Source organism: Labrenzia sp. R5_0 (assembly GCF_017743835.1).
GTDB classification, from domain to species: Bacteria; Pseudomonadota; Alphaproteobacteria; order Rhizobiales; family Stappiaceae; genus Roseibium; species Roseibium algicola.
In genome coordinates, this window is record NZ_JAGHRK010000010.1 from 56,346 (window position 1) to 81,847 (window position 25,502).

A 25,502-nucleotide genomic window follows, 5' to 3' on the forward strand; every position below is an offset into this window, starting at 1 on the left:
ACCCATGAGTGACAAGTCCTTGGGTATGATACTGGCAACGGCGGTTGCCGCTCCCGTAGTGATTATCTGCTGTGGTGGCGGCCTGGCGTTTGTTGGTTCCGCAGCAACCGGATTGATCGCCCAGCTATTCGGTTCGGGTGTTGTGTTGTCCGTGCTGATTGCCGCGGTCGCGGGTCTTTTCGCTTATTTCCTGCGCCACAGGTTGCGACTCTCGGTCGGGTCTGGCTGCCGGGAAGACAATAGGGAAAATCTGAAATGAACAATAAGCTCTTGGCGACAGGGGTGATCGGTACAGTGATCGCAGCGCTGTGCTGTTTCACACCGGTTATCGTCGTATTGTTCGGCGCGGTCGGGCTATCGGCCTTCGTTGGCGTTCTCGACTATGTCCTGTTGCCAGCTCTTCTCGCCTTTGTACTCCTCACGGTTTATGCGCTTGTTCGCAACGCACGACGTCAACGCAATGAAGGAAACCCAAATGTCTGATTGTTGTTCGAACAAGAACGGATCTTACGATCTGGCTGTGGTTGGCGCAGGGTCAGCGGGATTTTCTGCCGCAATCACAGCGGCCGAGGAAGGTGCTCGGGTCGCGCTTCTTGGATACGGTGTCATCGGTGGGACTTGCGTCAATGTCGGTTGTGTACCGTCCAAGGCGATGATCCGGGCTATGGAGGTCATGCACTCCCCAAAAGCCGCCGAGAGATTTGACGGGATAGAGGCGACGGCGCAGATCACGGATTGGGCCGCCATTATCCGCCAAAAACAGGCGCTGGTCGATGACCTGCGAGCTGCAAAATATATCGACGTCCTGCCCCAACACAACAACATCGTCTATTTGGAAGGTGAGGCTCGTTTCATTGCTGGCGGTCAGCTGACTTTGGATGGAGAGGTTATCTCTGCGGACAAGATCATCCTCGCCACGGGATCCCGGCCCCAGGTGCCTGACATTCCCGGGCTGACCCAGGTACGCCCTCACGACAGCACATCAATCCTCGAAGTTCAGAAGCGCCCTGCGTCGTTGATTGTTATGGGAGGCGGATACATCGGTGTTGAATTAGCCCAAGTATTTGCACGCACGGGAACGGCCGTCACCATAGTCAGCCGCCGAGGATTGCTGCCTGAGGCTGAACCGGAAATAGGTAATGCGCTGACGCGCGCGTTCGAAGACGAGGGAATTATCGTCAGAACCATCAAGAGCTACACGGAAGTCATGAAGCGTGATGGCCACATTGCACTGAGGGTGGAAACGGAAGATGGAACCGAGACCCTGGAAGCGGAGGACCTTCTGCTTGCGACAGGTCGTACGCCCAACACGCAAAATCTTGCGTTGGACCTGGCAGGAATCGCCACCGACCGGCGTGGCGCGATCCTTGTCGATGACCGGATGCGTACCAGCCACAAGAATGTCTACGCCGCCGGTGATGTAACCGGACGTGACCAATTCGTCTATATGGCTGCCTGCGGTGCCAAACTGGCTGCGAAAAACGCGATGAACGGCGATAGTCTAGTCTATGACAACACTACCATGCCGGCAATCGTCTTCTCTGACCCTCAGGTTGCCAGCGTCGGTCTCACAGAGGCCGCGGCAAAGGCTGCCGGCCAAACTGTTCGCACTTCAGTGTTGTCGCTCGAGCACGTACCCCGGGCGCTCGCTGCCCGGGACACGCGCGGGCTCATAAAACTTGTCGCGGACGGAAACACCAAGCGGTTGCTCGGGGCACATATACTTGCTCCGGAAGGTGCCGACAGTATCCAGACCGCGACGATGGCGCTTAAGGCGGGAATGACTTACGAGGAGCTCGGCGCGATGATCTTCCCATACCTCACAACGGTTGAAGGGTTGAAGCTTGCTGCGCAGACTTTCGAAAAGGATGTAGCGGCTCTCAGTTGTTGTGCGGGGTGATCGTGGCCGTTTCAGGGCTTGAAACAGTGTTCGTGATTTCTGCCGCGTCGGCATTGTTCCAGGCGGCGTTGTTATTCAGATTGAATGCAGGAATTAGATCTCGATAATGCCGCCCGATTAAACGCGTGAGTGAGGCGCGGCAATAATAATCGCAGCCCCGACTATACAGATGGTTGCACCTAAGAGATCCCAGCGGTCAGGATGGACGCCCTCGACCAGCCAGAGCCATATGAGAGAACTCGCAATGTAGATACCTCCATAGGCCGCATAGGCACGACCTGCGGCCGCGCTATCTACCAACGTGAGCAAATATGCAAATAGACTCAGCGCAGCGAGACCCGGAACGATCCACCAGATTGATTTGTCGAGCCGCAGCCAAGCCCAAAATGCAAAACATCCCGCTATTTCAAAAACGGCTGCGCCGACATATGCCGCGAAAGTTTGCATTCTTGATAGCCCTCGTTTCGAAGAATGGAAATCCGATCCTGCTTCTTGCTCAACGGATTTCGTCACGCACCCGCATGATTGTTTGACGGCTGGTACCAAATGCTCGGGCAATAGCGGAAATGCTTTTGCCGGAATTCAGCGCAACCCGCACATCTTGCTTTTGGCTGTCTGTCAGGCTTGGCCGCCGACCCAGAACTTTCCCTTCGGACTTGGCACGTCTTAAGCCTGACTGCGTTCGCTCGATTAGCAAATCTCGCTCGAACTGGGCAACGGCATTGAGCACGTTCATGGTCATCGTGCCGGCTGAACTCGTCAGGTCGACACCGCCAAGTGCAAGACAGTAGACCCGTACTCCTTCGTCGGCCAATGCCTTTACTGTTGAACTGACGTCTATCGCATCCCGGCCGAGGCGATCGAGTTTCGTCACGATGAGAATGTCGCCAGGTTCCAGACGGTCCACCAGCCGAGAGAATTCCGGACGCTGCGTTATCGGCACACTGCCGGAAATCGTCTCGGTAACAATCCGGCGGTCTTCGACGTGGAACCCCGCCGCCCGGATTTCTTCTATCTGGTTTTGGGTCGTCTGGCCGGGCGTGGAGACGCGGGCATAGACGAAAGTGCGTGACATGGCGTCAATCCTGTCCGAAAAGGCTGTTCAAATTATCTGCTTGTCCAGAATGCAGTCAAGCTAATTTGTGGACAGGGTATTTAAGCCCTGTACGCAATCGGACGTTTTCGGACACAGACATGGGTCATCGGCTTGCATAGTATGGAGTGAAAGATGGCCCGGCGGATGCTTCTCAAGGTTCAGGAGCGACAGGAACTATTCGATATCCCCACCGACGAAGACAGCCTGATCCATCATTATTCCCTGTCACCAGCCGACCGGCTTGAAATCGAGCTTCGCAGAAGAGAACACAATCGGCTCGGTTTCGCGATACAGCTTTGCGTAATGCGCCATCTGGGCCGGGTACTCTCGGTCAACGAAGCTCCGCCAAAGGCAGTGCTCAACTATATTGCCGAACAGGTTGGAGCCGATCCTGCTTCATTTGAACGGTATGCCCGGCGCGAGGAAACGCGCAGCAATCACATCACGCACTTACTTGGATATCTTGGAATGAGGAGTGCGGCAGCCCAGGATCGCCGAGCGGCATTGTTGGCCGCGATGCAGGCGGCTTCTGCAACCGACAAAGGCTTGCCGATCGCGAATGCCATCATCGCAACGTTTCGCGAACGCCGCGTGTTGTTGCCTGTGGCGAATGTTATTGAACGTTTGGGATTGCTGGCACGAACTATCGCGCGCCGTCGTGCTGAAGTCGCGCTGATCTCAGACCTATCACCGGAGACACTGGAGACTCTCGACGGTCTGCTGAGCGGCGATCCGGTGATCAGCCAGACCCGCCTTCACTGGTTGAAGTCAGCTCCGGACGCCCCGGGTGCGATGAACCTGATCGGTTTGACAGAGCGCATCGCGTTTCTGCGCTCGCTCGGGATCGATCCCCAATTGCAGGCTCGTATTCCGTCTGGACGTTGGGATCAGATGGTTCGTGAAGGAGATGCCACGCCGGCTTGGCTTGCCAACGACTTTACCGCCAGTCGTCGGCGCGCGACACTTGTGGTGCAGGTCATCAAGCTTGGCCAGAAACTCACCGACGACGCGATGACCATGTTCATCAAATTGCTCGGCCGATTGTTCTCAAAGGCCAACAACCGCAAAAAGCAGCGGCATATGAACACCCGTGCTGAAACATCAAAAGCATTGCGCCTGTTCCTCGACACGATCGTGGCCTTGCAGGCAGCTAACGATACAGGTGAAGATGCGATCGACACATTGAACCGGCAGGTCGGCTGGTACCGGCTACTGCAAATCAAGCCAGGTCTCGAAGCCATCGTCGAAAGCAACCGCACTTCCCCGTTAGCGCTGGCGGCCGAGCAATACGGTAACCTTCGCAAATATGCGGCAGTTTTCCTCCAAACATTTTCTTTCCAGTCACGCCGTCGGCACGATCCGTTGCTGGCCGCAATAGAAGCCCTCCGATCGCTTTATGCCGAAAGCAGGCGCGTTCTTCCGGACCGCGTCCCGGTTGCCCATCTTTCAAAGTCGGACAGGAAGCTGATCTTCGAGAAAGGTAAGCCGGATCGCCGACTCTATGAGATTGCGACGCTCGCTCATTTGCGTGATCGGCTCAGATCCCGCGATGTCTGGGTCGAAGGCAGCCGGGCCTTCCGGCCGATTGATGAACATCTTATGCCAAAGCCCGTTTTTGTCGCTCTCAAGGAGGAAAACAAACTCGGCCTCGGCGTGCAAAGCGACGGCGAGGCGTGGCTGGCCGAGGTCCAGCAAATGATGGACTTCAACCTCAAACGGCTGGCGTATCGTGCCCGTAATGGAAAGCTCGAAGGCGTCAGGCTTGAGGTGGGAACCTTGATCGTGACGCCGCATGCCAGGGATGTTCCCGCTGCGGCCGAAGACTTGAACGCCGAGATCTCCGAAATGTATCCGCTCGTGGAGATTCCCGACCTGCTCCAGGAAGTGCATGAATGGACCGGTTTTGCCGACCAGTTCTCCCATGTCCGAACGGGAGACGTGCCGCGAAGCATTCCGGCGATGCTCGCAGGTGTGCTCGCGGACGGTACAAATCTCGGCCCAAAACGCATGGCCGGAGCTTCGAAAGGGATCAGCGCCCATCAAATAGGTTGGATGCGAACCTTCCACGCCCGGTCCGAGACCTATCGAGCGGCGCAGGCCTGCGTGACCGATGCACATACGTTTCATCCGCACTCGCGCCTTTGGGGCGACGGAACGACCGCATCGTCCGACGGTCAATTCTTCCGGGCCAGCGATCGGGCGGCAAAGCGCGGTGACATCAATCTGCATTACGGCAGCGAACCGGGCACGAAATTCTACAGCGGACTTTCCGATCAGTACGGCTACTTCAGCATCCTGCCGATCAGCCCGACCGAGAGCGAGGCCGTCTATGTCCTGGACGGATTGTTTGACCATGACACCATCCTCGAGATCGAGGAACTGTTCACCGATACCGGCGGCGCGGCCGCCCACGTGTTCTACACGTACTCGATCGTCGGCAAGCGCTTCGCTCCGCGGTTGCGCAACATTAAGGACCGGAAATTCCATACCTTCGAGAAAGCCGATACCTACCCGGCCTTGGCCAATCATATCGGCACGCCAATCAACACCACGCTCATTCTGGAGAATTGGGACGATCTCTTGCGCCTGGGCGCGTCGGTCACCACACGAGCTGTCGCGCCGTCAACCATCCTCAAGATGTTTGCAACCTCGTCGAAAGCCAATGACCTGGCCAAGGCGCTCCGCGAGATCGGCCGCATCGAGCGGACACTGTTCATGATCGAATGGTATTCGAGCCTAACGCTGCGCCGGCGGTGTCAGGCTGGTCTCAACAAAGGTGAGGCCGCCCATAAGCTCAAGCGTGCCGTTTTCTTCCACGAACGCGGCGAAATCCGTGACCGCTCTTATGATAGCCAGGCTTTCCGCGCCTCCGGGCTCAACCTGGTCGTCAGCGCGATTGTGCACTGGAATACTGTTTATCTCAGCCGAGCAGTCGCTCATCTGCGCCAGCAGGGGCGGAATATTCCAGATGACGTGCTGAAACACATCTCGCCGCTCAGTTGGGAGCATATCAATCTGACCGGCATCTACTCCTGGGACACAGAGCAACAAATTCCTGAAGGATTCAGGTCGTTGCGAAGCCCAGGTCGGATCCTTCGGACAGCGTGATGTTCACAGTCCGTTCGAGCTTAGCGCAGGATTTTAAGCAAATCTTGTTCTGACCCCGCATAGGCTCGAAACGCTTCTGTTCCCGCGCAAACCGTTCGGGTTTCATCGCCTTGCGGACAAAACCGATAATGCGAGTCCGATCCTTTCGGCGGTTTTGATCATTGGCGAACGCATTGTATAGCCGGTGACGTTTTGTCATCTGCGGATCGGTATCTACAATGCCGACGGTCTGGAGAAGGTGTGCGATTTCCGAACCGATCAGTCCGTCTTCGGTGTCTCCCAATGCGTCGGCTATGGCTTGCAATTGCGATTGAGTGAACGTCGCCATTTCCGCTTAGCTCCATACCGCTAGCTTTGAACCAGGGTCCGACGCATCGAGGGCGCCAGTCGAGATGTCACACGACCCATGACGCTGCTGAACGTTCACAGAACTGACCGGTGAGCGTTTCTAATCCTTCGCGTTTTCTCGTTGTTAACGCCAGCGTCCTGCGCATATTTCGGCCAGTTCGAAACGACCTCGCTGACATTGGAAATGAGTGTCTTTGCCTTGGTTGGCTTTATGGATGCGGTTTCCGCAAAAGCCAACAGATCTGCCATTTCGAAGCCGTCGCGTTTGCCATTAAGGCTCATCTGATGTTGCCCAGTCCATTCGCCACTCGGATTGTACGAGTAGTTCACGTCGAAGGCTGGAGACAGCGTCCACTCGCCAGTCTGGTCCATCAAGAAGGCGATATTTTTGACGTGATCATCCTGGTTTCTGGCGATGATGTTGAATATCGCCCGGAGAAACTGCTGCTCCAATGCTGGAGCGCCGAGGCCGAGTTCGCGGATGGTCAGGATGGCCTGCTCGTAGGAATAGCCGCGCGGGTCGTTGAAGTCATAATGCTGTAGGGCGCAAAGCGACTGCATGTGGAGCTTGTGCGTCACCCCGTTTTCATCGACAGGTCGGTCAAACCGCCTTGTCATAAAATGACTACGTCCACCCTCATGGTGCAAACGGCACGGCATCATGTCGATGCCTGCAGCCGTTGCCATCAGGTAGTAGCCGTATTCGATCAAGCCGAACCCCTGCGGGTCGGGTTCTTCCTTGTCGCGGTTATTGTCGATGCCATCGAACTTCATCAACCAGTGTTCGAAGCCATCACCGGCGTCGATCTGACCATGGCGGAATTCGCCGGTTTTCTGGTTCCAGGCCAGAATCGCCTTCGCGCGCGCTCCACCTGCCGATGTGCCAACTCGGAGAATGTCATCGATTGCGGCAAGGTCGTTCTTGCCCTCAAGCACGCCTTCTAGACTCGCTTTCTCGTTCAGTACCAGATTGGCCAAGCGAACGAGGTTGGCGACCTCGACTTTGCGGGCCTTGCGTTTTGAGCTCATCAATGCCGGCTTGAACTCGAGAGCTCCCATGCCGCGAGTTCCGACATAGCAAAGGCGCTCCACCGGATTGAAGCTTTCAGGCGTGCGGCCTTGTTCTGCCAGCCAGGCGTTGATTAGTCGATCGCCATATTTGTCGGGAAGGGCGTCCGCCAGCATTCCCGGTAATCCCTTGAACGTTGTCCTGGGCAAGGCAGGGAAGGAGTAAGGATCCTGACTTAAAGGCATCACGAGCGGTGATAATTCGATTCCGGATTGGGAGAATTCAGGGTCGTACTGGAAGACGGCATACCCTTCGTCCGCCAACCACGAAACGGCTGCGATCTCGCGTCCCCAGAGATTGATGGATGCGTCGGTAGATGGCTCAGCCATGTGCTAGCTCTTTGTTCCCCATTCCCACGGTTTGGTCTTCTTGGTTGGCTTGGTTGAGCTTGAACGTTGCCGCTCAACCCCCTTCGTCCGCACCCGCTCGATTGGTCTGATGCGCGGATCGGGAACAAGGAGATCGACATTCTGCTGGATTTTCAGCGAAATCAGGACGCGGATGAGCGAGTCGAGTGTAGGATTATCCCCCGACTCGAGTCGCCTTAATGTACGCTCGGAAATGCCTGCATCCTGGGCGAGTTCAGCCTGCGTGATGTTTCGCGAGAGACGGAGTCGCTCGAGTTTCTGGCCAATGTCCCTCGTGATTGTTTCTGGAGTTCTCACGCGCACCTGTTTATTATCGGCCATATGTGACCTCATAATCCGTTTTTTAGCACTAGTAGGCCACATACGGCCGCTACTATGCATTTATAAAATTGAGACAATAGGACATATAAGGCCATTTATGGCAAAATTCAACCGCTGTAGGTCGCATATGGCCGCTTAAAATAGTTTGGTGGTTTCTAACCTGAAGACAATGAAGGATAGGACATCGTCTTGAGCAACAAAAAAGCAAGAGGTCCCGACATTGGATTGCGCCAGGCCAAACGGCTCAGTCAGTTGTACGAGCGGGAATGTGGTCTCTACCCGTGGTTGGCAACTCGATCTTAGGAACGGGAACACAATGGGACCGCGGCTCGTCATGGTCGCTATCCGCGCCCACTTAGGCATCATGTTGACAAGACGTTGGTGGTTCCAAATCATCACACGGACGTCAGGCAAACATCTCCGGCACCTTTCATGCTGTGTCCGCGTTCGGCGTAGTGCGGCGAGAGTTGGCCAGAGCGATGCCCGCGAGTGTTGCGGCTATTCCCAAAACCGCGAGCCAGTTCAGCGTTTCGCCAAAGAATGCGGAGCCCATGGCCAAACCGAACACGGGTACGAGAAAGGCAAAGCTATTGGCACGACCGAGCTCGGTGGTGCGCAGGATGTCGCTCCACAGCCAATAGGCGAGTGCCGATCCAAATAGGGCGAGACCAACGAGAATGGCCAGGAATTGCGGCGTGAAGGCTATGGCGAAAGGGTCTTCGAATACTGCGGCACCGCCGATTAGCGGGACCGCGCCGATCAGCATCTGCACACCCATCGCCATCAGCAGATCGACCCGTTCCACAATCGCACGTATCAACACGTTGCTCACCGTGATGCCCAGAGCTGCCAGCAGGATATAGCCTATCCCCAGGCCATAGGCGCCGGCGGCGGGCGTCTGCATTTCCGGCGCCGCTATCAGAATGATGCCGGCAAAGCCCATCGCCAGGCCCACCTTGCCGCGCCAACCGAGCTGCTCACCCAGAAAGACAGCTGCCAGGGCAGCGGCCATGAGTGGTTGGGCGTTCGCTATCACCGTGGCAATGCCGGGCGAGACGAATTCTGAGGCCATGAACATGCCGAGAAATCCGAGCGACGTAGCCCCAAGGCCAACTCCGGACAGTGCGAGCCAGACACGTCTCCCGCGCGGCCAGCGTCGACGCAGGACGATCCCCGCGCAGAGTAGTGCAGCTCCGGCGAGGAGAGCTCGCAGCGCCGCGAATGTCAGGTGCGGGGCATGGGCAGACCCCGCCACGATGAGCGGAAAGCAAATGGCCCAGAGGAACATCACCAACAAAATCTTCGCGAACTTTTCCAGGTTCATTCTGCGACCGCCGCCTTCATTATCGCGCCGGTCATCAGATTGCTGGCCCCAATCTGCGGCACGTCGGCTGGCGTATCGCGAAGCGTGCGCTCCTCCGCATCAACATAGCCGCGCGTCCATGGAAGGGAGTCGAACCTGCGTGTGAGCTGTATCTGGAAGACCACAAGCCCATTAAAGCGAAAGCCCGCCTCGCAGGCGGCCAGGTAAAATTCCCACATTCGGCAGAAGCGTTCGTCGTAAAGTGCTGTCGCCTCGGTCCGACGCGCCAGGAAACGCTCGCGCCAAGCTTTCAGGGTCTCGGCGTAGTGCAGACGCAGCACTTCCAGATCAGTAACGATCAGCCCCGCGTGCTCGATCGCAGGCGCGATTTCGGACAGCGAGGGGATGTAGCCGCCGGGGAAGATATACTTGCGGAGCCAAGGGTGCGGCGCGGCCGGTTCGGCCACGCTGCCGATGGTGTGCACCAATGCCACGCCGTCATTCGTCAGCAGGGAGGCGACCTTGGCGAAATATTCGCTGTAGTGGCTGGCGCCAACATGCTCGAACATTCCGACTGAGACGATCCGGTCGTAAGGCCCTGTCTCATGGCGGTAGTCGCGTAACTCGAACCGCGCCCATTTGTCCAATCCCTCGCGCCGGGCTCGAGCGGCTGAGTATTTCTGCTGCTCGACCGACAAGGTGACGCCGGTGACGTTCGCCCCTGTCGTGCGCGCAAGGTAAAGGCCAAGGCCGCCCCAGCCTGAACCTATGTCGAGTACCTGCTGCCCTGGCGCAAGCTGCAGCTTGGCCGCGATGCGGCGCATTTTTTGCTCTTGGGCCGTTTCGAGGCTGTCTGCTGGCGTTTTGAAGTATGCGCACGAATACTGACGTTCAGGGTCGAGGAAAAGCTCATAGAGATCGTCCCCCAGATCGTAGTGATGGGCCACATTTTTCTGCGCACGACCAACCGGATTGTGCATCAGAAACCGCCGGCCCATCATCCTTAGTCGCTTATGGACCCGGCGCGACCAAGGGCCCGGTCCGCGTCCGATATTCGATAGGCAGAGCGCGAGAAAGTCGTAGAGATCGCCTTGTTCCACCGTCAGCGTGCCGTCCATCCAGGCCTCACCCAGGGCGAGGTCGGGATTGAGCGCGATGCGCCGCAGCGTCGGCCAGTCGTGGAGGGCGATGGCGCATTCCAGCACGCCCGATCCGTAGCGGCGCGTCTCGCCGTCGGGCAGGCGCAGCCACACGGTGCCGGCGCGGGCGATCCTGCGCAGCGCGCGATCCAGGATCCACAGCGCCACGGGTGCACGGCGACCGGGCTTCTGGACCGTTGGCCCCGGAGCCGCGACGATCGGTTGGAGTTTCATGACTCTTCCTCCATATGTAGCCGCGTCGCGGGCTGGCGCGCCTCGCCGTGATCGCCGTGCCGACACCAGACGCAATCGCAATTCTCGTGGCTGCAACTCGGATCGGCGAGCGGCGCCCGGTAGCGCCTGAGCGCGATCGGCAACGCCAGCTGCTTGAGCGGCGTCAGGTCGTAGGCGCGGCGCAGGAGATCGCCGGTGTCGCGGCGGGCCAACCGACCGATAGCAAGCCGCATCCCCGGCTCTCGCGCCGTGTTGAAGATCCACCGGTTGGCGATTCCCGCCTTCAGCGTCCGGCCAAGCTCAGCCCGCCACCGCGCGGCGTAGTCGCCTCCGTCGAGAATGCTCTCGGCCGCCAACACGCCGGAACGAATGGCATAGCGCAAACCGAAAGCCGCGAGCGCGTCCTGAAAGCCTGCATGTTCGCCGACTACCGGATGTCCACCCTGCATAGCGCTTTTCGGCAGGCGTATGTTGCCATAGCCACCGAAAGGGCGAGGGTTTGTCATTTCCAGCCCGACATGGGCTCGGAAGAAATTCTCGGTCGCCTCCACGTACTTCGCCTGCTCGCGAAAGCGAGTGAACATGCAACTAGCCACGGTGCCGCGACCGCCCTGCACCAGCAGATAGGCGTAGCCTCCCGGCGCGACATCGTGCCCGAGCGCCAGCCAGGCGCCGTCGGCGATACCGGTCTTGAAGACGTGGCCGGCAGCAATCACGCCAGCCTCGCGCGGCCCGGCGGCGAGAACGCCCACGCCGGCGAAGCTGCCAACCCTGTCGCCGAAAACGACCTCCACACCGGCGGCCCGAGCCTGGGCCAATAGCGCGCTGTCGAGCGTACCCTCCGCTGAGCCCCGGCGCAAAAGGTAGAAGAGAGGTCTCCGCCCTTGGACCAGATGAGGTCTCCCGTGCGGATCGAAAATTGCACCCCGATCAAAGGCATGGCACTCGAAATCGGCAGCAATGCCGTCGGCCGCGAGTTCCGCTAGAACGTCTGATTCGCGCGTCCAGTTCTCAAGCCCCTGGAAATCGTCATGAAAGCGGTGACCAACGCAGTCCTTCCACTCGCGCACCACCACATTCGCTCCGCCACGGGCAAGCACGATCGCACAGGCAAGACCGGCAGGCCCCGCCCCCACGATCGTGATCGCCTCATTCGGGCTCGGCCGATCGGTCCCCGACCTCTGCTCGGATGGGGCGGCGATGCAATTCCGGGATTGCGTCATTCGTCGAGTTTCGTTCATGGGCCTCAACTCTCGGCAACGCAGCCTACAGAACGGCTGATAACCGACTGCGGATCTGTGGTTTACTCTGCGACGGGCAGCACGCCACTGCTGATGCTGGCGGCGCAGATTCTTGGTTGGCAATTCACCCGTTGAACCCAGCGCTGCTAACGGCGCCACATCCGCTTCACAGGCAGAAGAAGGGGTACGGGCACCTGTCGTCTCGAACGCACGACGATCCCAAGCAGAAGAACGGTCATGGCGAGTGTTGCAAAGGTCTGTGTCATCATTTTCGTTTGCTCCACTTAACGCCCCGGTAGAGTTACCTCGGCGCTCTTTAGGTAGACGCCGATTGGCGAGAAATATTACACTGCGCGCAGCAGTCTCTCGGTTGGGCGTCAGGTCGGAGTTCGACTACAATCACCCGGTAAAGCCCTCTCAACATATAGCTTTCTCGCCAAAGGAAGAGTTTCGGAGCGGGGGTGAAGGAGCGGATCGACTTTTCTATTTTGTGGCGACACAGGGCTCAAGTAGGAGGAACATCAGACGTACTCCCGGCCTGTGAGGGAGCAAGCGTTCCGGTCGGTTACAATCGACGAAGATCGCTTGCCCTACGAGTAACAAAGTTTAGGAAATTAACCCGCCCTGGGATTGCGCTCGGGGGAGTTTCTGACGGTGCCGGCACCGAGATTGAACCAGGCAGCTATCAGTAATCCAGCGAAAATAGCCGCGGAGGAGGACAGGTAAATCGTTTGTCTTGCCGTGACATTCCCTCTTGATTGCATGGGCGGATAGGTTCATCGAGAGACCGACAGAGACAAAGTCGCATCTCACCGAAATTCGTCAAGGTTTACGCTGTTCGTAAACAGTCCCCCGCCGAGACAGGCCAAGCGCCACTTGCATCGTGACATCACGCCGGATCTGGGCAACGAGGGCCCTCGCTTCGCGAATTTCCAGGTCAAGGGCCTCGGCGACTTCCGCCAGTGGCTGCCCCTCGATATCGCAGCGCAGGAACAACTCCTTGCGAAGTTTACAAGCACAGCTCCCCGAATCAGGCAAACAGGCGCAGAACATAGTGTCGAGTATCGCGCGAAACTCAGCGTCGATCTCCATTCCGGGGGGACCAGTTTTTGAATACTTGCGAAGCGTCATCGCCTTGCCCTTTCCATCCATATACGGCCCGGAAAATCCGCAATAGATAGACGCGCAATGGCGAAATTTATTACCGGATGAAGGCCCCGTCGGTTGACTGTTTGTCCGCGCAATGTGTGGCGTGTTCGGGGTTTTTACAGCCCCCGGGGGGACAAGAGCAATCGTCAAAGCCATGCTGACAACAGCCACCGCAATGAGCAAGCAACTGGTCACGCAGGGCCGCACGGGCACGGTGCAGGCGCACTGCCAGTGTACCAGACCTGATGCCCAGATCGGCTGCGACCATCGCGCGGTCTTCCTCGTCGACGTCGATCCGGTGAATCAATATGGCGTCCGTCGGGCGCAGTTTGGGTACTAAACCCTTGATGCAACCGCAGACCATCGCCATCGCCTCACTCGATTCAACATATTCTTCCGCCGATTGCATCTCGCGTGCAACGGCATCGTTCAGCCGCCGCCGCCGCCCAGCCTTGCGGAAATGGTCGTTGAGCGCCGAGCGCAGGATCGCATATAGCCAAGCATCCAGTCGCTCGGCATCTCGCAGTTGGTCCTGCCGGGCAAGGACGCGGATACAAAATTCCTGCAGCACGTCCTCGGCCTCTTCGCGATTGCGCAGCCGCTTCTCAAGGAAGCCCAGAAACGCGGCTCTACCTTGCGCCAGAGCCTGGTCCAGCCCGCCATCACCGGTCGCTCCAACAGCCTCTCTGTTCCCACACATGACCCGTGCTCCCAAGTGTCTGATCGCTAGCCTTTTTATGCGAACAAAACAGGACATTCTCGCGCACACTTGTTGCGCGCAATGATGTAGATCAAGTGAAGTGTTCCTAGCCCCGCAAGGAGGCAGAAAAACGAAATATAGGCGTAGCGAAGGAAGAGGATGTCCACGACGACTACGGCGACGATGGTCAGAGCAAACCAGCGCATGTGGTAGTAGGTCGAAATCAGCGGCGGAAGGATGATCAGGAACAGATATATGACGTAGGTCATCCACCGCGGCATCATATAGTCGAGGATCATCGTTCCTTCATAGGCAAGGCTATCCTGATTGACCGTGACCCGCACCCAGTCCGGATTGGCTAGGTGCGGCACGTAAAGCGACAGTCCGAATGCTAGTCCGGCCACCGACATCGCCGCCATCCAGGGCCGGCGTCGGCTGTTTGGTGGTTCCAGCACCCAAGAGGCAAGTGGGATCCAGAATGGCCACATAAACCAGGTGAAGAAGATGAACCCCAAAGCCCCGAGAAGCGTTGCAGCCGGATCGCCCGTGTTCACTCCCCACCAAACATTACCCTCCATGAATTGCTGCACACCGGCAAAGACCGGCATAAGCGCCACCGGCAAATAGCGGCGGTTGATTGCCCAAGCCCGAGTGACTGCATAGCTGCCGCCGACAACGAGAAATGCGCTGGCTGTGAAACTGACGGATTGGGAAAGGCACATGGCGCAGAGGGACCCTGAAGTTATAGATTGGAGAATAGATGTTGATCTGGCGGACAATTCCTCCCGGCATCATTTTATTGATACCATTGTGGACATAAGTAGCTTAGGCCACTTGTCGAATCCGGGGTTGCTACTGGAACCCGACTTAATCGGTACTATCCACACCGATTTTCTGTGGCAACGTCAACGAAACCGCACCTATCCGGAGGTCGCCCCCTTGCTCTATTCCAGTCTGCTCACGGTTTCGGTCTTTTTCATCACTGCTCTTATTCATCTCGGAGCCCTGCGATGGTGCTCCCGTGGTATGGCCGCTATCCCCCTAACGCCCTCGGCGCGCGTGCTGGCGGTTGCCGCGTTGCTCTTCACTGCCCATATTGCAGAAATCGCGCTTTACGCGATCACTTATTTTCTCGCAGAACATGTGTTCTTGGTCGGTGGCTTCGCTGGCTTACCGATCGCTGCGCCTCTCGACTATTTCTACTTCTCGGCGACTGCCTACACTTCGCTCGGCATCGGTGACATCTTCCCCACCGGTCATATACGTTTCCTGACCGGGATCGAAGCTCTGAACGGCCTACTGCTGGTCGCATGGTCAGCCTCGTTCCTGTTTGCACTAATGAACCGGATTTGGGAGTGGCAGCCCTGCGTGCGCCCCAAGCGATGAGAGAACACAGCCAAGAGCGCATCATTCCGTTTTTCTTGCACAAGTCATCAGGGCAATCAGCGCAATGACTGCGGAGAGCGCCGAACCGGCGAGCACCGCCAGTTTGGCAGTATCTGCGAGGAGCGGATCGTGAAACGCAGCCGTCACGATGAACAGGCTCATCGTAAAGCCGACACCGGCGAGCAGGGCAGCCAACGCGATGTCACGCGCAGTGACCATGGCTGGTAGGGATCCGATCCCCAAACGAACCGCGAGCAGCGTACCCAACAACACACCGAGGGGCTTGCCCAACACGAGTGCTGCTCCGATGCCAAGCGCTATCGGTTCAATGGCTAGCGCGGGTTGCGCAAGATCGAGCGGAACGCCTCCATTGAAAAATGCGAACATCGGTACTACGAAGAAGAGAGCGATCGGGGATATGCGGCGCATGGTACTCGTGACCGTATGGGGCTGGAAGGATGAAAGCGGGAGCGAGAGGCCGACCACCGCACCCGCCGCGGCACCTTCGAGGCCTGTCGCAATAAGCCCGGTCCACAAGACCGCCCCGGCCAGAAGATAGGGCGCGAGGTGCGCATATCGGCACCGGTTGAGGGCGAACAGCGTCAGCAGGCCGGCGATGATGACTGCAACTGGCCACACAGCCGCCACTTCGCCGTAGAAGAGCGCAATCACAATCACAGCTCCGAGATCATCGAAGATAGCGGTCGCTGTGATGAAGGCTATGACCCCAGGGGCGACCCGACCGCCAAAAAGCGACATAAGCCCCAAGACCAGCACGATATCGGTGGCAATCGGGATCGCCCAACCGTTAAGGGCTACAGGATCTGAGAAATTGAACAAGGTGTAGACTGCCGCCGGCAGGATCATACCGCCAAGTGCTGCGGCAGCAGGAACCGCAGCCGTACACGGCGACGCGAGAACACCTGTGGTGATCTCTTGGTTGGTATGGAGGCCGATCTGAAAAAAGAAGACTGTCAGCAGTCCTTGGTTGATCCAGTCGATCAAGGGTGCCTCAATCTGCAGCTCGGCTAGACCCAGCCGCAAAGGATTGTGGTGAAGGAAAGCATAGCCATCGGAAAGTGATGAATTTGCCGCGATCATTCCCAGCGCAAGTGCTAGGAGCATCGCAGCGCCAGCACGACGTCCGTCCCGGATCGCTCGCGGTATGGCCACCGTCATGGCTGGACATCTTCACGCTGTGACGCCAGCCAGCGCGACAAGTAGCTCCGTTCGTAGATAAACACTGCGGCGATGGCTGAAACAGCATAGGCAACAATTGCGGGGTCGCTTCTCAGCTTCATCGCTGTGAACGCAGCAAGGACAAGGGCGTCGAAAGTGATTGCTATCAGGAGCACAGGCGCGGCGGCTTTGATTTCCTGTCGCCGAAACCGCCAGACACCAAATTGCACCACCATGTCCATCACGAGATAGAAAAAGGCTCCGAGCGAGGCGATCCGGCCGAGATCAAAGAGAATGGCCAATGTAGACGCGATCACTACCGTATAAATTAGCGTGTGCCGCTGGATCGGTCCTGACATACCGAAATGGCGGTGCGGAATCATCTCCATCTCGGTGAGCATGGCGAGCATTCGAGACACTGCAAAGACGCTGGCGAGCACCGCTGAGGCCGTAGCCACGACCGCTAACAGCACCGTGAGCAGAAACCCAACTTGGCCCAGAGCCGGTTCCGCGGCTTCTGCCAGGGAATAGTCGCGGGCTGCGACGATCCGGTCAATGGTCAGGCTCGATCCCACTCCGAAGGCCACGAGCAAGTAGACCAATACGCACAGTGCTATGGATATCATTATAGCGCGCCCGACATTGCGATGGGGGTTTGTGATCTCGGCACCACTGTTGGTGATTGTGGTGAAGCCCTTGAACGCAAGGATGGCGAGCGCCACTGAGGCGATGAACCCGGTCGCGCTGAGTTCGCCCCCGTCTTGCGATGCGGCGGCGAAGCCAAACCCGCTCGACCACAGCGCCGCGATCCCGAACAGCGCGATACCGCCAATTTTGATCACCGCCATGACCATCGAAAACAGCCCGATCGACCGGTTGCCGGCGATATTCACCAAAAAAGCGAAGAGGATCACCGAGACGGCGAGGATTGGTACGAGCGGTCCGCCGTTAATGTCGAAAGGTCTCAACAGATAGGCGGCAAAGGTCCTGGCCACGAGACTTTCCGCAATAACCATGCTGAGCGCCATCAAGAGCGCGGCGCCCGCGGCGATCGCACCTGGGCCGTAGCACTTCTGCAGAATCATCGCGATGCCGCCTGCCGAAGGCCAGGCGTTCGACATCTTGATGTAGCTGTATGCGCTGAACCCTGTGACGATTGCACCGGCGATGAAAGCCAGTGGAAAGATTGGCCCGGCAAGCTCCGCAATCTGTCCGGTTAATGCAAAAATACCTGCGCCGATCATTACGCCGGTGCCCATGGCGATAGCACCGCCCAGTGTTATCGAACCGGCTTTATAGGTTTCATTGGAATGACTATGTTTCAATACTTTGCCTCGTCTCACACGTTTTCTCTGGCGACGTACGCTGCACACCATCGGAAATTGAAATGATCATGCCTGGCCGCGACAATCATCGGATGTTTGACCTGTCCGCGTCGTTGTCCAGCGAGAGTACACCATGTCGCAGTGCAAAGATCTCCGTTGCCCTCTTACACGAAGAATTTGGCAACCAGTACGATCGAAGGCTCCAACATCGTTCACCACCGGAACTGTCGATTTCGTAAACGGCAGCATCGTCGTTCGGATCAACACAGCGCGACACTCGCCCTGCGGAAAGCAGATGTACGACAAGGAGCCAGGCGAAATAGCGTACAACCGTCATCGGCGCGCTCCCGTAGCAGCGTAACGCCAGGCTTTAATCCGCATCGCGGGAAGCAAGGCGTGAAGCTCTGCCAATGCCGTGTCATAGTCAAGGTAATCTACGATGTTCGTCACTTTACCGGGCAGCCAACCATTGGTGGGCAGTGCGCGTAGCGCAATCAGGATCATGGCAGCGGTGAGTTCAGCCTGATCGCCACCGTCAAAATACCGCGCAGCAATCAACCTTCGGTCCGAAGTCTGAGCCTCAACAGCTATCCGTGTCCGTCTCGCTGCGAGCCTGGGTAGCAGCCGCGTTGTCCGGGCGATGGTATGGGCATGGCGCAGCAGTAGCGGGCCGAGTCCGATTCGCAAGAACAACACGATCGATCGGGTGACATATCCTGGATCGACGGCAAGATACGTCTCCACGCGGGTCTTGCTGCCCGCTGGCAGAATGCCATGATCAGGAAAACCGACCCCCAGAGCAAGGCGCGCCCTCGTGCATTGTCCGAATACAAAGCCGCGCCGCCGTTCGCCCGGTGATACAATCGCGCTGTTCTGCCCGTCTTTATACGGCGTCCCCAACGCGCGAATAAACCACTCTGTGGCAGCAAGGCCATAGTGTCGTCCCATGCCTAACTCGAGACCGATGTCGATGGAATCTACGTTCGGGCCTCGCGCGATTTCGGCGCCCATCAACGTGCTGAGCCCCGGCGCGGTACCGACACATAGGACAAGAAGCCCCGGCCCGTTCCGGGCTGCTCGCGAGAGATCGTAGATATAACCGGGCGTTGCCGATGTATCGAGTACGGTGCCTCCGCGTGCGATGATCGCCGCTACCGCCACGGGTGGCGTTGCCTCGGTAAGATTGACGACCGTAGCACCATCCGGGATGGCTGTAGCGGAGCCGGGAGTACGGATGTCGATGGGACGCCCTGAGAGCCGAGACGGTGAGAGCCCCTCCGGTACGCCGCCACCCCGCGACAGGAGCGTGATCCCCCAACGACCATCGCTCTGTAGAAGTGGGATCAGGTGTCGACCGACGTCACCCGATCCTCCGATCAGTACAAGGGTCTGGCTATCGAACTTTCTGCGCTCACTAAGATCCATGCGCCCGTGTCCGGACGTTGGGAATGAAAGCTGGCACTCTCGTCGTATATTGATCCCAGGCGTCTGCGAATCGAGCGCGGCTGTCGGCTTCTTCGCTGCGGGCGAGGCGAGCGTACATCCACACCAACACGGGGAACATTGCGAGGGTGAGCAGCGTTGGCCATTGCACCAGGAATCCGAGCATGATCAGCACGAAGCCGACATATTGCGGGTGCCGGATGCGGGCGTAAGGGCCGGTCGTGGCCAGCCGCCCGTGGCGCTGTGCCTGCCAGAGGTGGTGCCACGCTACCGAGATCAGCCAGAATCCACCGCCGATCAGCAAGAAGCTCAACAGGTGGAACGGTCCGAAATGCGGATTCGCTCGCCAACCGAGGATCATTTCTGGCAAATGGCCGCTGTCATGGGCGAGCCAGTCGACTCCCGGATAGGCTGTTTGCAGCCAACCCGAGAGCATATAGATCGTCAGCGGAAAACCGTACATCTCGGTGAACAGTGCGACGACGAAGGCGCTGAACGCCCCGAAGCTGCGCCAGTCGCGCGAGGTCTGCGGCTTGAAGAAACTGAAGGCAAATATTATGAAGACGGCTGAGTTGATAAAAACCATGAACCACAGGCCGTAGGAATATCCGGGCTCGGTCATGACTTGCTGCCTCCCGAGCCATGCCCACCATGCATGAAAAAATGCATGCCGACGCAGACGAGCAGCAGAAGCCAGAGGAACGAATAACCGCCGAAGATATGAATGCGGTGTTCGTAACCCAGAAGCAAACCGCCGATCACGAGGGCGCCGATGAGAACGGTGCCGGTACGAGATTTCCAGAACGACGGCGGGCGGTGGATGCCATTGCCTGTTTCTTGGTCTCCCTGAGCGTTGTGGTCGAGCATCTGCTTATGTTCCTTTCTCATATCTTTGCCCCCCGCAGGCGCAGTGCATTCAACACCACGGAGAGCGAGGAGGCACTCATCGCAAAAGCGGCGAAGATTGGGCCGATCAGGATGCCGAGGAACGGGTAGAGAATGCCCGCCGCGATCGGCACGCCGGCGCCATTGTAGATCAGGGCGAAAAACAGGTTCTGGCGGATGTTGCGCATCGTCGCACGGGCCAGCCGACGGGCGCGCACGATCCCGTCGAGGTTGCCCTTTACCAACGTGATACCGGCGCTTTCTATCGCCACATCGGCGCCTGTGCCCATAGCGATGCCGACATCAGCCTGCGCCAGGGCCGGAGCGTCGTTTACGCCGTCACCCGCCATGGCGACCTTGCGGCACTGCTGCTGCAACTCTTTGATGATCCGCGCCTTGTCCTCCGGCAGCACGTCGGCGCGGATCTCGTCGATGCCGAGCCGGCTGGCGATCGCACGGGCAGTGCGTTCGTTGTCGCCCGTTGCCATGATGATACGTAATCCCTGCTCGTGGAGTGCCACTATCGCCGCGGGCGTTGTCTCCTTGACCGGGTCTGCGACCGAGACCATTCCGGCGATCCGGCCGTCGAGCACGACGAACATCACCGTCTCGCCTTGGTCGCGGCGCACATTGGCCTTGGAGGCAAGTTCGCCCGCGTCGAGCCCAAGGTCCTGGACGAGCTTGAGGTTGCCAAGGGCCACCGCGCGGGAATCGACGCGACCCTTGACGCCTTTGCCGGTCACCGCCTCGAAATCGGTGGCCTCGGCGAGCTTCACGCCACGTTCCTCAGCGCCGGCGACGATCGCCTCAGCCAGCGGATGCTCCGAGCCCTTCTCCAGCGTTGCCGCGAGACGCAGCACCTCGGTCTCGTCGTGGCCCGTTTCGGGCAGGACGGCGACCAGTTTCGGCTTGCCCTCCGTCAGGGTGCCGGTCTTGTCCACGATCAGCGTATCGATCTTCTCAAACCGCTCCAGCGCTTCGGCGTTCTTGATCAGCACACCCGCTTGAGCGCCACGACCGGTCGCCGTCATGATTGACATCGGCGTGGCGAGACCTAGTGCACATGGGCATGCGATGATCAGGACAGCCACCGCCGATACCAGCGCATAGGCAAAGGCGGGCGCCGGACCCCAGATTGCCCAGGTGACAAACGAAAGCACCGCGACGGCGATCACTGCGGGCACGAACTTGCCAGCCACCATATCGGCCCATTTCTGGATCGGCGCACGGCTGCGCTGCGCGGCCGAAACCATCTCGACGATCTGAGCCAGCATGGTGTCGGACCCGACCCTAGTCGCCTGCATAATCAGGCTACCAGTGCCGTTGATTGTGGCGCCGGTCAACTTGTCCCCTGCAACTTTTTCCACCGGAATTGGTTCACCGGTGATCATGCTTTCATCGATCGAGGAACGGCCCTCGACCACTTCGCCGTCCACCGGTACCTTGTCGCCAGGGCGCACGCGAATACGGTCTCCAACCTGGACATGTTCCAGCGGTACTTCCTCCTCGGTGCCATCCTCGCGGACCACCCGCGCCGTCTTGGCCGCGAGGTCGAGAAGCGCGCGGATCGCCTTGCCGGTTCCCTCGCGAGCACGCAGTTCCATCACCTGGCCGAGAAGCACCAAGGTAACGATCACCGCTGCCGCCTCGAAATAGACACCGACGGCGCCGGTTTCGGGATCCCGGAAACCCAGGGGGAAGATGCCGGGCGCGATCACCGCGACAATGGAATAAGCGTAGGCCGCACTTACTCCCATACCGATTAGACTGAACATGTTAAGGTTCATGGTGCGGAATGATTTCCAGCCACGCACGAAGAATGGCCAGCCCGACCACAGGATCACCGGCGTGGCCAGCGCTACCTCGAGCCAAAGCGAGACTTTTTCGCCGAATAACTCGCGAATTGCCATAAGCCCCAGATATGGTGTCATCGTCAGGATAAGGAGTGGCACGGTTAGTGTCGCACCGATCCAGAAACGGCGAGTGAAGTCCGCCAGTTCGGGGTTCGGAGCGTTGACCGCCATCGTCGCCGAGGACAACTCCAGCCCCATGCCGCAGATAGGGCAATCGCCCGGTTCCCTCTGCCGCACCTCCGGGTGCATCGGGCAGGTATAAATCGCGCCGGTCCAGTCGGTGGGCACCTTGTCATATTTCCCGCCAGGTGCCGGCGCGGTGGCGTGTTGGCTACGGCCGGCATGGTCGTGCTTGCCATGGCCATGCGCCGCGTGGCCGTGTCCCCCGGCCTCCCCCTCGGGTACGAGAAACATGCCGCACTTAGGGCATTTGCCCGGCCCTTCTTGGCGCACTTCGGGATGCATAGGGCAGGTGTAGATAGCCTCGGCGCTGGTCTCGTGCGGGTGATGGTGTTGGCTCTTGTTCATGGCCTGTCCTACATGTTTTGAGGTCGATAGGTGACCCCGTTGACTTCCTGCAGTTCGCGGATATTAACAGCGATGCGCGCGACTTGAGCCGTAGCCTTTTCCAGCGACATGCCATCACAAAGCCTTTGGTGATGCCGCACACCATTTTGAGCTGCCATTTGGAATGCCTGATCACCATGGTGCCTGAGATTGTTAATGCCATATTTGAAGGACGGCCCATATTCGGTCCCTGGCACGCTCTGGTCATGACAAGCCGAACAGACGATGTTGAAATAGCGCTCAACCTCCTGTGAGGCGACCAGAAGTGTGGGTATAACGCAAGCCGCCTGCACCAGCTCACCGGCTGCTTCTTCCGTCCCCGTGGGGTGACGCGCGCATATGCTCTGGTCCCGTGGGAGTACAAGCTGGGCGATACGGGTACAGATAGCTTTTTTGGCCTTGTGCTGCACGAGTGGCATTAGTTGTTCGAACGTGCCTGCAGCCCGGCAATATCTGACGGATCGAGCATCGCGCCGACAGTCCCCAACTCAGCGACGGCCGCAGCAGCAACCGCCCTCGGCCGGCACTGTGGCGGGTTTCTCCACCGGAGTCTTTTCAACGTCCGCAGCAGGCGAACTCGCGGAGCCTGTTGCAGCATCGCCACAACATGCCATCGGCTGGCGGGTGTGTGTGTGTGGGCCTTCGGCCGGAATCAATGTCGTCTTGTCCATGTTCGGTCTCCTTCCGTTGAGGATCGACATGTAGACGCCGGCGAAGGTGCGGCATTACATAGAGTAATTCCGCTGATAGTCGGACCCGGTTTACTTGTCGGCTGTTCTCCGATGCCGACATAGGGATAGTCAGTGACAGTAACGAGTGTGACCATTTTTTCCCAGCCTCGTTGATGTCCCCCCCTTGAAGTCTACCTGATACGAATACTGTTCGCTCACCGGTAGGTTGGGTCTGGGCATGGACGTGTCCCAGGGCCCGTTGGTCGCTCGGATCACTGAAGCAGGCAGGGCGGTTCCACAGGCGGAAAATGGTCAAGTCCCGTGCCGCTTGCGCGCAACGGCCGGCAAGGGACGCTCGCGCCGCGTCTGGCGACGAAGATGTCGACCCTGCACAATTGCCAGCTCACCATCCGCGCCCTTGTCCTGCCTTGCTCTTCGCGGCCTTCGGGTCCCGCTCCGAAACTTGAGGGAGCGGAAACCGAAGAAAGGACCGCGCAAAGCGCGGAGAGCCAATGGAAAAAGCAGACCTTGAAGAGCTGAAGGAAAAAGTCACCTGCGCGGCCGTCCTGGAAACCGCCGGCTTTGCCGTCGACAGACGGGAAAGCACACGTAGGGCGGTCAAGTACCGCCGGAGCGGCGACATCATCATCGTCATTCATGACGGCAAGGGCTGGTTCGATCCCCTGTCGGACGCCAAAGGCGACGTGTTTCGCCTTGTCGAACATCTCGACGGGCTTGCCTTTGCCGCGGCCCTTCATGTCGTCGCAGACCTCGTCGGTTTCACGCCATCCGAACCCGCCTGGTTCTGTCAGGCCAAGGCGAGGGAGCCGCACCAGACGGTGGCGCAACGCTGGCAAACCCGCCGCAAGCCGTGTGGAGGCTCCGCAACCTGGCGGTATCTGCACGATGCGCGCGGCATTCCCGAACCGGTACTGCGACAAGCCATTGCCGCTGATGTGCTGCGCGAAGGTCCGCACGGCAGCATGTGGGCCGGCCATACCGACGAGACCGGTCAAGTCACCGGCTGGGAGCAACGGGGTAAAGAGTGGCGCGGGTTTGCGAGCGGCGGCGCCAAGGTCCTCTTCCGGCTCGGGGCGACTGACGCAACGCGTCTCTGCGTCACCGAGGCGGCGATCGACGCCATGAGCCTTGCCGCGATCGAACGTTCGCCGCCCGGATCGCTTTATCTGAGCACCGGCGGAGGCTGGTCGCCATCGACCGAAGCTGCCCTGCGCTGGCTTGCGGCTCGCCCGGACGTTCTCCTGGTCGCGGCCACGGACGCCAACGGCCAGGGAGAGATCTTTGCCGAACGTCTGCGGGCCCTTGCCGAAGAGGAAGGTTGCAACTGGCAGCGGCTCAGACCGCCAACAGACGACTGGAACGCCTGCCTGAAAGAGAAGGGGTGAGAAGAGAAGACGAGAGGAGAAAGACAAAAAACGACTGCCGCATACCCGCTGCCTGCGTCAAGGGTGAAGCTCCGCCCGGCTGACGCCGGCCCTTGACCCAGCCAGCCGGAGAGGCGGCGCCAAGAAGGGGTCCGGAAGGGCTGAAGAAGATGGTGATACCGACAGGGTACGCTGCGCTCCAGCCCGTGACAGGCCTCAAAGGAGCCCGCCATGACCTCTCCAATCCGCAAGATCTATTTCGGTGTCACAGATCGCCGCCAGATGTTTCGTCTGTTCGACCGTCACGCGCAGCGGCCCGACCGTTGGCAGAAGGATGACAGCGCGCTTTATGCCGGCGAATGGTTTGAAATCGCGCAAGACCAGCACGACTACATGCTCGACATCCTGCCGCCTCTCTGGATGCGCGGGGACATGTTCGCCATGCGCGAATTCCTGACCGGCAGCGTCACCAGCGTCTTTTATACATTGCGCATCAACGGCGCGATGCGGTTCTTCCACGCCTATTGCGATCTGTCCGATCCCCGCTCCCCATATGCCATGCGCGGGGCCATCGCCGAGCGCGAGCGCTGGCCGGTCAAGGCGATGACCCGCGACGAGCGGCTCGAGCATATCTGGAGTGCCACCCATGACGATTATCGCGGATATGCCGGCGAGGACTTCCATCTCAAGCATCGCGGCAAGCGCACGGTTTTCGTGCACAGTCGGCCGGGGACGCGGTTTCAACTGCTCGAAACCCTGAGCGACGCGCAGATCTCGGAAAAGCTGCCCGTTCAACTGCGCCACCTGCCGCACGTGCAAGCTGCGTGAGGTG

Annotated in this window: 26 protein-coding genes; 7 read left to right on the forward strand and 19 right to left on the reverse strand. The window is 58.9% G+C overall.

What is annotated here, in order from left to right; translation table 11 throughout:
- The first annotated feature begins 4 nt into the window (after window positions 1–4).
- From J7447_RS29675 to merA, 3 genes are read left to right on the forward strand one after another with little or no spacing between them, the layout of a single operon-like run.
- Window positions 5–259, forward strand: a complete 255-nt coding sequence (locus J7447_RS29675; RefSeq protein ID WP_075284032.1) for a hypothetical protein — start codon at window positions 5–7, stop codon at window positions 257–259.
- Window positions 256–483 carry a mercury resistance system transport protein MerF gene (gene merF / locus J7447_RS29680; protein ID WP_075284033.1) on the forward strand — a complete coding sequence of 76 codons (228 nt, stop codon included), beginning with the start codon at window positions 256–258 and terminating at the stop codon, window positions 481–483. The genes J7447_RS29675 and merF overlap by 4 nt, the downstream gene beginning before the upstream one ends.
- Complete coding sequence (gene merA, locus J7447_RS29685) at window positions 461–1,900, forward strand: mercury(II) reductase (protein WP_228873469.1); 1,440 nt, start codon at window positions 461–463, stop codon at window positions 1,898–1,900. Before merF ends, merA begins: the two co-directional genes overlap by 23 nt.
- 117 nt (window positions 1,901–2,017) lie before the next feature.
- Here the strand turns inward: merA and J7447_RS29690 are convergent, their stop codons facing one another.
- Together J7447_RS29690 and J7447_RS29695 are read right to left on the reverse strand one after the other, a co-directional pair.
- Window positions 2,018–2,347, reverse strand: a complete 330-nt coding sequence (locus J7447_RS29690) for a YnfA family protein (protein WP_168693850.1) — start codon at window positions 2,345–2,347, stop codon at window positions 2,018–2,020.
- Between the two features lie 49 nt (window positions 2,348–2,396).
- Window positions 2,397–2,975 carry a recombinase family protein gene (locus J7447_RS29695; RefSeq protein WP_168693849.1) on the reverse strand — a complete coding sequence of 193 codons (579 nt, stop codon included), beginning with the start codon at window positions 2,973–2,975 and terminating at the stop codon, window positions 2,397–2,399.
- A gap of 153 nt (window positions 2,976–3,128) precedes the next feature.
- On the opposite strand from J7447_RS29695, the gene J7447_RS29700 reads away from it, so the two are divergent.
- Entirely contained in the window at window positions 3,129–6,104 is a 2,976-nt protein-coding gene (locus tag J7447_RS29700) for a Tn3 family transposase (RefSeq protein WP_209171692.1), read from the forward strand.
- Here the strand turns inward: J7447_RS29700 and J7447_RS29705 are convergent.
- From J7447_RS29705 to J7447_RS29745, 10 genes are all read right to left on the reverse strand, one after another.
- Entirely contained in the window at window positions 6,061–6,432 is a 372-nt protein-coding gene (locus J7447_RS29705) for a hypothetical protein (protein WP_228873468.1), read from the reverse strand. The genes J7447_RS29700 and J7447_RS29705 overlap by 44 nt on opposite strands.
- Before the next feature lie 95 nt (window positions 6,433–6,527).
- A complete protein-coding gene (locus tag J7447_RS29710) occupies window positions 6,528–7,850 on the reverse strand; it encodes a type II toxin-antitoxin system HipA family toxin (RefSeq protein ID WP_075282899.1) in 1,323 nt (440 codons plus the stop codon).
- Window positions 7,851–7,853: 3 nt separating this feature from the next.
- On the reverse strand, window positions 7,854–8,210 hold the full coding sequence (locus tag J7447_RS29715; RefSeq protein WP_228873466.1) for a helix-turn-helix transcriptional regulator: 357 nt from the start codon (window positions 8,208–8,210) through the stop codon (window positions 7,854–7,856).
- Between the two features lie 430 nt (window positions 8,211–8,640).
- Window positions 8,641–9,498 carry a DMT family transporter gene (locus J7447_RS29720; protein WP_230057706.1) on the reverse strand — a complete coding sequence of 286 codons (858 nt, stop codon included), beginning with the start codon at window positions 9,496–9,498 and terminating at the stop codon, window positions 8,641–8,643.
- Between the two features lie 32 nt (window positions 9,499–9,530).
- Window positions 9,531–10,886 (reverse strand): cyclopropane-fatty-acyl-phospholipid synthase family protein, encoded by a 1,356-nt coding sequence (locus tag J7447_RS29725; RefSeq protein ID WP_083660635.1) that lies wholly within the window; start codon window positions 10,884–10,886, stop codon window positions 9,531–9,533.
- Window positions 10,883–12,127, reverse strand: coding sequence for an NAD(P)/FAD-dependent oxidoreductase (locus J7447_RS29730; RefSeq protein ID WP_139314151.1), 1,245 nt, complete (start codon window positions 12,125–12,127; stop codon window positions 10,883–10,885). Before J7447_RS29730 ends, J7447_RS29725 begins: the two co-directional genes overlap by 4 nt.
- Before the next feature lie 146 nt (window positions 12,128–12,273).
- The gene (locus tag J7447_RS31445) at window positions 12,274–12,396 is read right to left on the reverse strand and encodes a hypothetical protein (RefSeq protein ID WP_267480491.1); all 123 of its coding nucleotides are present in this window, start codon (window positions 12,394–12,396) and stop codon (window positions 12,274–12,276) included.
- A gap of 553 nt (window positions 12,397–12,949) precedes the next feature.
- Window positions 12,950–13,258 carry a hypothetical protein gene (locus J7447_RS29735; protein WP_139314152.1) on the reverse strand — a complete coding sequence of 103 codons (309 nt, stop codon included), beginning with the start codon at window positions 13,256–13,258 and terminating at the stop codon, window positions 12,950–12,952.
- 70 nt (window positions 13,259–13,328) lie between these two features.
- Window positions 13,329–13,976 (reverse strand): sigma-70 family RNA polymerase sigma factor, encoded by a 648-nt coding sequence (locus J7447_RS29740; protein ID WP_075282904.1) that lies wholly within the window; start codon window positions 13,974–13,976, stop codon window positions 13,329–13,331.
- Between the two features lie 35 nt (window positions 13,977–14,011).
- On the reverse strand, window positions 14,012–14,698 hold the full coding sequence (locus J7447_RS29745; protein ID WP_075282905.1) for a DUF6629 family protein: 687 nt from the start codon (window positions 14,696–14,698) through the stop codon (window positions 14,012–14,014).
- Between J7447_RS29745 and J7447_RS29750 the strand changes: the two genes are divergently transcribed.
- Window positions 14,697–15,362, forward strand: a complete 666-nt coding sequence (locus J7447_RS29750; protein WP_208992311.1) for a potassium channel family protein — start codon at window positions 14,697–14,699, stop codon at window positions 15,360–15,362. The genes J7447_RS29745 and J7447_RS29750 overlap by 2 nt on opposite strands.
- 21 nt (window positions 15,363–15,383) lie before the next feature.
- On the opposite strand, the gene nhaA is transcribed toward J7447_RS29750, so the two are convergent.
- The 7 genes from nhaA to J7447_RS29785 form a co-directional block, all read right to left on the reverse strand.
- Window positions 15,384–16,541, reverse strand: coding sequence for a Na+/H+ antiporter NhaA (gene nhaA / locus J7447_RS29755; protein ID WP_075282906.1), 1,158 nt, complete (start codon window positions 16,539–16,541; stop codon window positions 15,384–15,386).
- Entirely contained in the window at window positions 16,538–17,800 is a 1,263-nt protein-coding gene (locus J7447_RS29760; RefSeq protein ID WP_228873486.1) for an APC family permease, read from the reverse strand. Before J7447_RS29760 ends, nhaA begins: the two co-directional genes overlap by 4 nt.
- Window positions 17,801–18,199: 399 nt before the next feature.
- Window positions 18,200–19,027 (reverse strand): hypothetical protein, encoded by an 828-nt coding sequence (locus J7447_RS29765; protein WP_139314153.1) that lies wholly within the window; start codon window positions 19,025–19,027, stop codon window positions 18,200–18,202.
- Window positions 19,028–19,280: 253 nt separating this feature from the next.
- Window positions 19,281–19,931: an isoprenylcysteine carboxylmethyltransferase family protein gene (locus J7447_RS29770; RefSeq protein WP_075282909.1), complete on the reverse strand. Its 651-nt coding sequence runs from the start codon at window positions 19,929–19,931 to the stop codon at window positions 19,281–19,283.
- Window positions 19,928–20,176 carry a DUF2933 domain-containing protein gene (locus tag J7447_RS29775; RefSeq protein ID WP_075282946.1) on the reverse strand — a complete coding sequence of 83 codons (249 nt, stop codon included), beginning with the start codon at window positions 20,174–20,176 and terminating at the stop codon, window positions 19,928–19,930. Before J7447_RS29775 ends, J7447_RS29770 begins: the two co-directional genes overlap by 4 nt.
- Window positions 20,177–20,193: 17 nt before the next feature.
- Window positions 20,194–22,575 carry a copper-translocating P-type ATPase gene (locus J7447_RS29780; protein WP_075282910.1) on the reverse strand — a complete coding sequence of 794 codons (2,382 nt, stop codon included), beginning with the start codon at window positions 22,573–22,575 and terminating at the stop codon, window positions 20,194–20,196.
- A gap of 8 nt (window positions 22,576–22,583) precedes the next feature.
- Window positions 22,584–23,033, reverse strand: coding sequence for a hypothetical protein (locus tag J7447_RS29785; protein WP_075282911.1), 450 nt, complete (start codon window positions 23,031–23,033; stop codon window positions 22,584–22,586).
- A gap of 764 nt (window positions 23,034–23,797) precedes the next feature.
- On the opposite strand from J7447_RS29785, the gene J7447_RS29790 reads away from it, so the two are divergent.
- Together J7447_RS29790 and J7447_RS29795 are read left to right on the forward strand one after the other, a co-directional pair.
- Window positions 23,798–24,691, forward strand: a complete 894-nt coding sequence (locus J7447_RS29790; protein ID WP_075282912.1) for a DUF3991 and toprim domain-containing protein — start codon at window positions 23,798–23,800, stop codon at window positions 24,689–24,691.
- A 210-nt stretch (window positions 24,692–24,901) separates the two neighbouring features.
- The gene (locus tag J7447_RS29795; RefSeq protein WP_075282913.1) at window positions 24,902–25,498 is read left to right on the forward strand and encodes a DUF1419 domain-containing protein; all 597 of its coding nucleotides are present in this window, start codon (window positions 24,902–24,904) and stop codon (window positions 25,496–25,498) included.
- Window positions 25,499–25,502: the final 4 nt, after the last annotated feature.

Coding starts and splice junctions, on each gene's coding strand:
- J7447_RS29675 (WP_075284032.1), top strand. CDS start 5: ATGAGTGACAAGTCCTTGGGTATGATACTGGCAACGGCGGTTGCCGCT.
- merF (WP_075284033.1), top strand. CDS start 256: ATGAACAATAAGCTCTTGGCGACAGGGGTGATCGGTACAGTGATCGCA.
- merA (WP_228873469.1), top strand. CDS start 461: ATGAAGGAAACCCAAATGTCTGATTGTTGTTCGAACAAGAACGGATCT.
- J7447_RS29690 (WP_168693850.1), bottom strand. CDS start 2,347: ATGCAAACTTTCGCGGCATATGTCGGCGCAGCCGTTTTTGAAATAGCG.
- J7447_RS29695 (WP_168693849.1), bottom strand. CDS start 2,975: ATGTCACGCACTTTCGTCTATGCCCGCGTCTCCACGCCCGGCCAGACG.
- J7447_RS29700 (WP_209171692.1), top strand. CDS start 3,129: ATGGCCCGGCGGATGCTTCTCAAGGTTCAGGAGCGACAGGAACTATTC.
- J7447_RS29705 (WP_228873468.1), bottom strand. CDS start 6,432: ATGGCGACGTTCACTCAATCGCAATTGCAAGCCATAGCCGACGCATTG.
- J7447_RS29710 (WP_075282899.1), bottom strand. CDS start 7,850: ATGGCTGAGCCATCTACCGACGCATCCATCAATCTCTGGGGACGCGAG.
- J7447_RS29715 (WP_228873466.1), bottom strand. CDS start 8,210: ATGGCCGATAATAAACAGGTGCGCGTGAGAACTCCAGAAACAATCACG.
- J7447_RS29720 (WP_230057706.1), bottom strand. CDS start 9,498: ATGTTCCTCTGGGCCATTTGCTTTCCGCTCATCGTGGCGGGGTCTGCC.
- J7447_RS29725 (WP_083660635.1), bottom strand. CDS start 10,886: ATGAAACTCCAACCGATCGTCGCGGCTCCGGGGCCAACGGTCCAGAAG.
- J7447_RS29730 (WP_139314151.1), bottom strand. CDS start 12,127: ATGAACGAAACTCGACGAATGACGCAATCCCGGAATTGCATCGCCGCC.
- J7447_RS31445 (WP_267480491.1), bottom strand. CDS start 12,396: ATGATGACACAGACCTTTGCAACACTCGCCATGACCGTTCTTCTGCTT.
- J7447_RS29735 (WP_139314152.1), bottom strand. CDS start 13,258: ATGACGCTTCGCAAGTATTCAAAAACTGGTCCCCCCGGAATGGAGATC.
- J7447_RS29740 (WP_075282904.1), bottom strand. CDS start 13,976: ATGTGTGGGAACAGAGAGGCTGTTGGAGCGACCGGTGATGGCGGGCTG.
- J7447_RS29750 (WP_208992311.1), top strand. CDS start 14,697: ATGGCGCAGAGGGACCCTGAAGTTATAGATTGGAGAATAGATGTTGAT.
- J7447_RS29745 (WP_075282905.1), bottom strand. CDS start 14,698: ATGTGCCTTTCCCAATCCGTCAGTTTCACAGCCAGCGCATTTCTCGTT.
- nhaA (WP_075282906.1), bottom strand. CDS start 16,541: ATGACGGTGGCCATACCGCGAGCGATCCGGGACGGACGTCGTGCTGGC.
- J7447_RS29760 (WP_228873486.1), bottom strand. CDS start 17,800: ATGGGCACCGGCGTAATGATCGGCGCAGGTATTTTTGCATTAACCGGA.
- J7447_RS29770 (WP_075282909.1), bottom strand. CDS start 19,931: ATGACCGAGCCCGGATATTCCTACGGCCTGTGGTTCATGGTTTTTATC.
- J7447_RS29775 (WP_075282946.1), bottom strand. CDS start 20,176: ATGCTCGACCACAACGCTCAGGGAGACCAAGAAACAGGCAATGGCATC.
- J7447_RS29780 (WP_075282910.1), bottom strand. CDS start 22,575: ATGAACAAGAGCCAACACCATCACCCGCACGAGACCAGCGCCGAGGCT.
- J7447_RS29785 (WP_075282911.1), bottom strand. CDS start 23,033: ATGCCACTCGTGCAGCACAAGGCCAAAAAAGCTATCTGTACCCGTATC.
- J7447_RS29790 (WP_075282912.1), top strand. CDS start 23,798: ATGGAAAAAGCAGACCTTGAAGAGCTGAAGGAAAAAGTCACCTGCGCG.
- J7447_RS29795 (WP_075282913.1), top strand. CDS start 24,902: ATGACCTCTCCAATCCGCAAGATCTATTTCGGTGTCACAGATCGCCGC.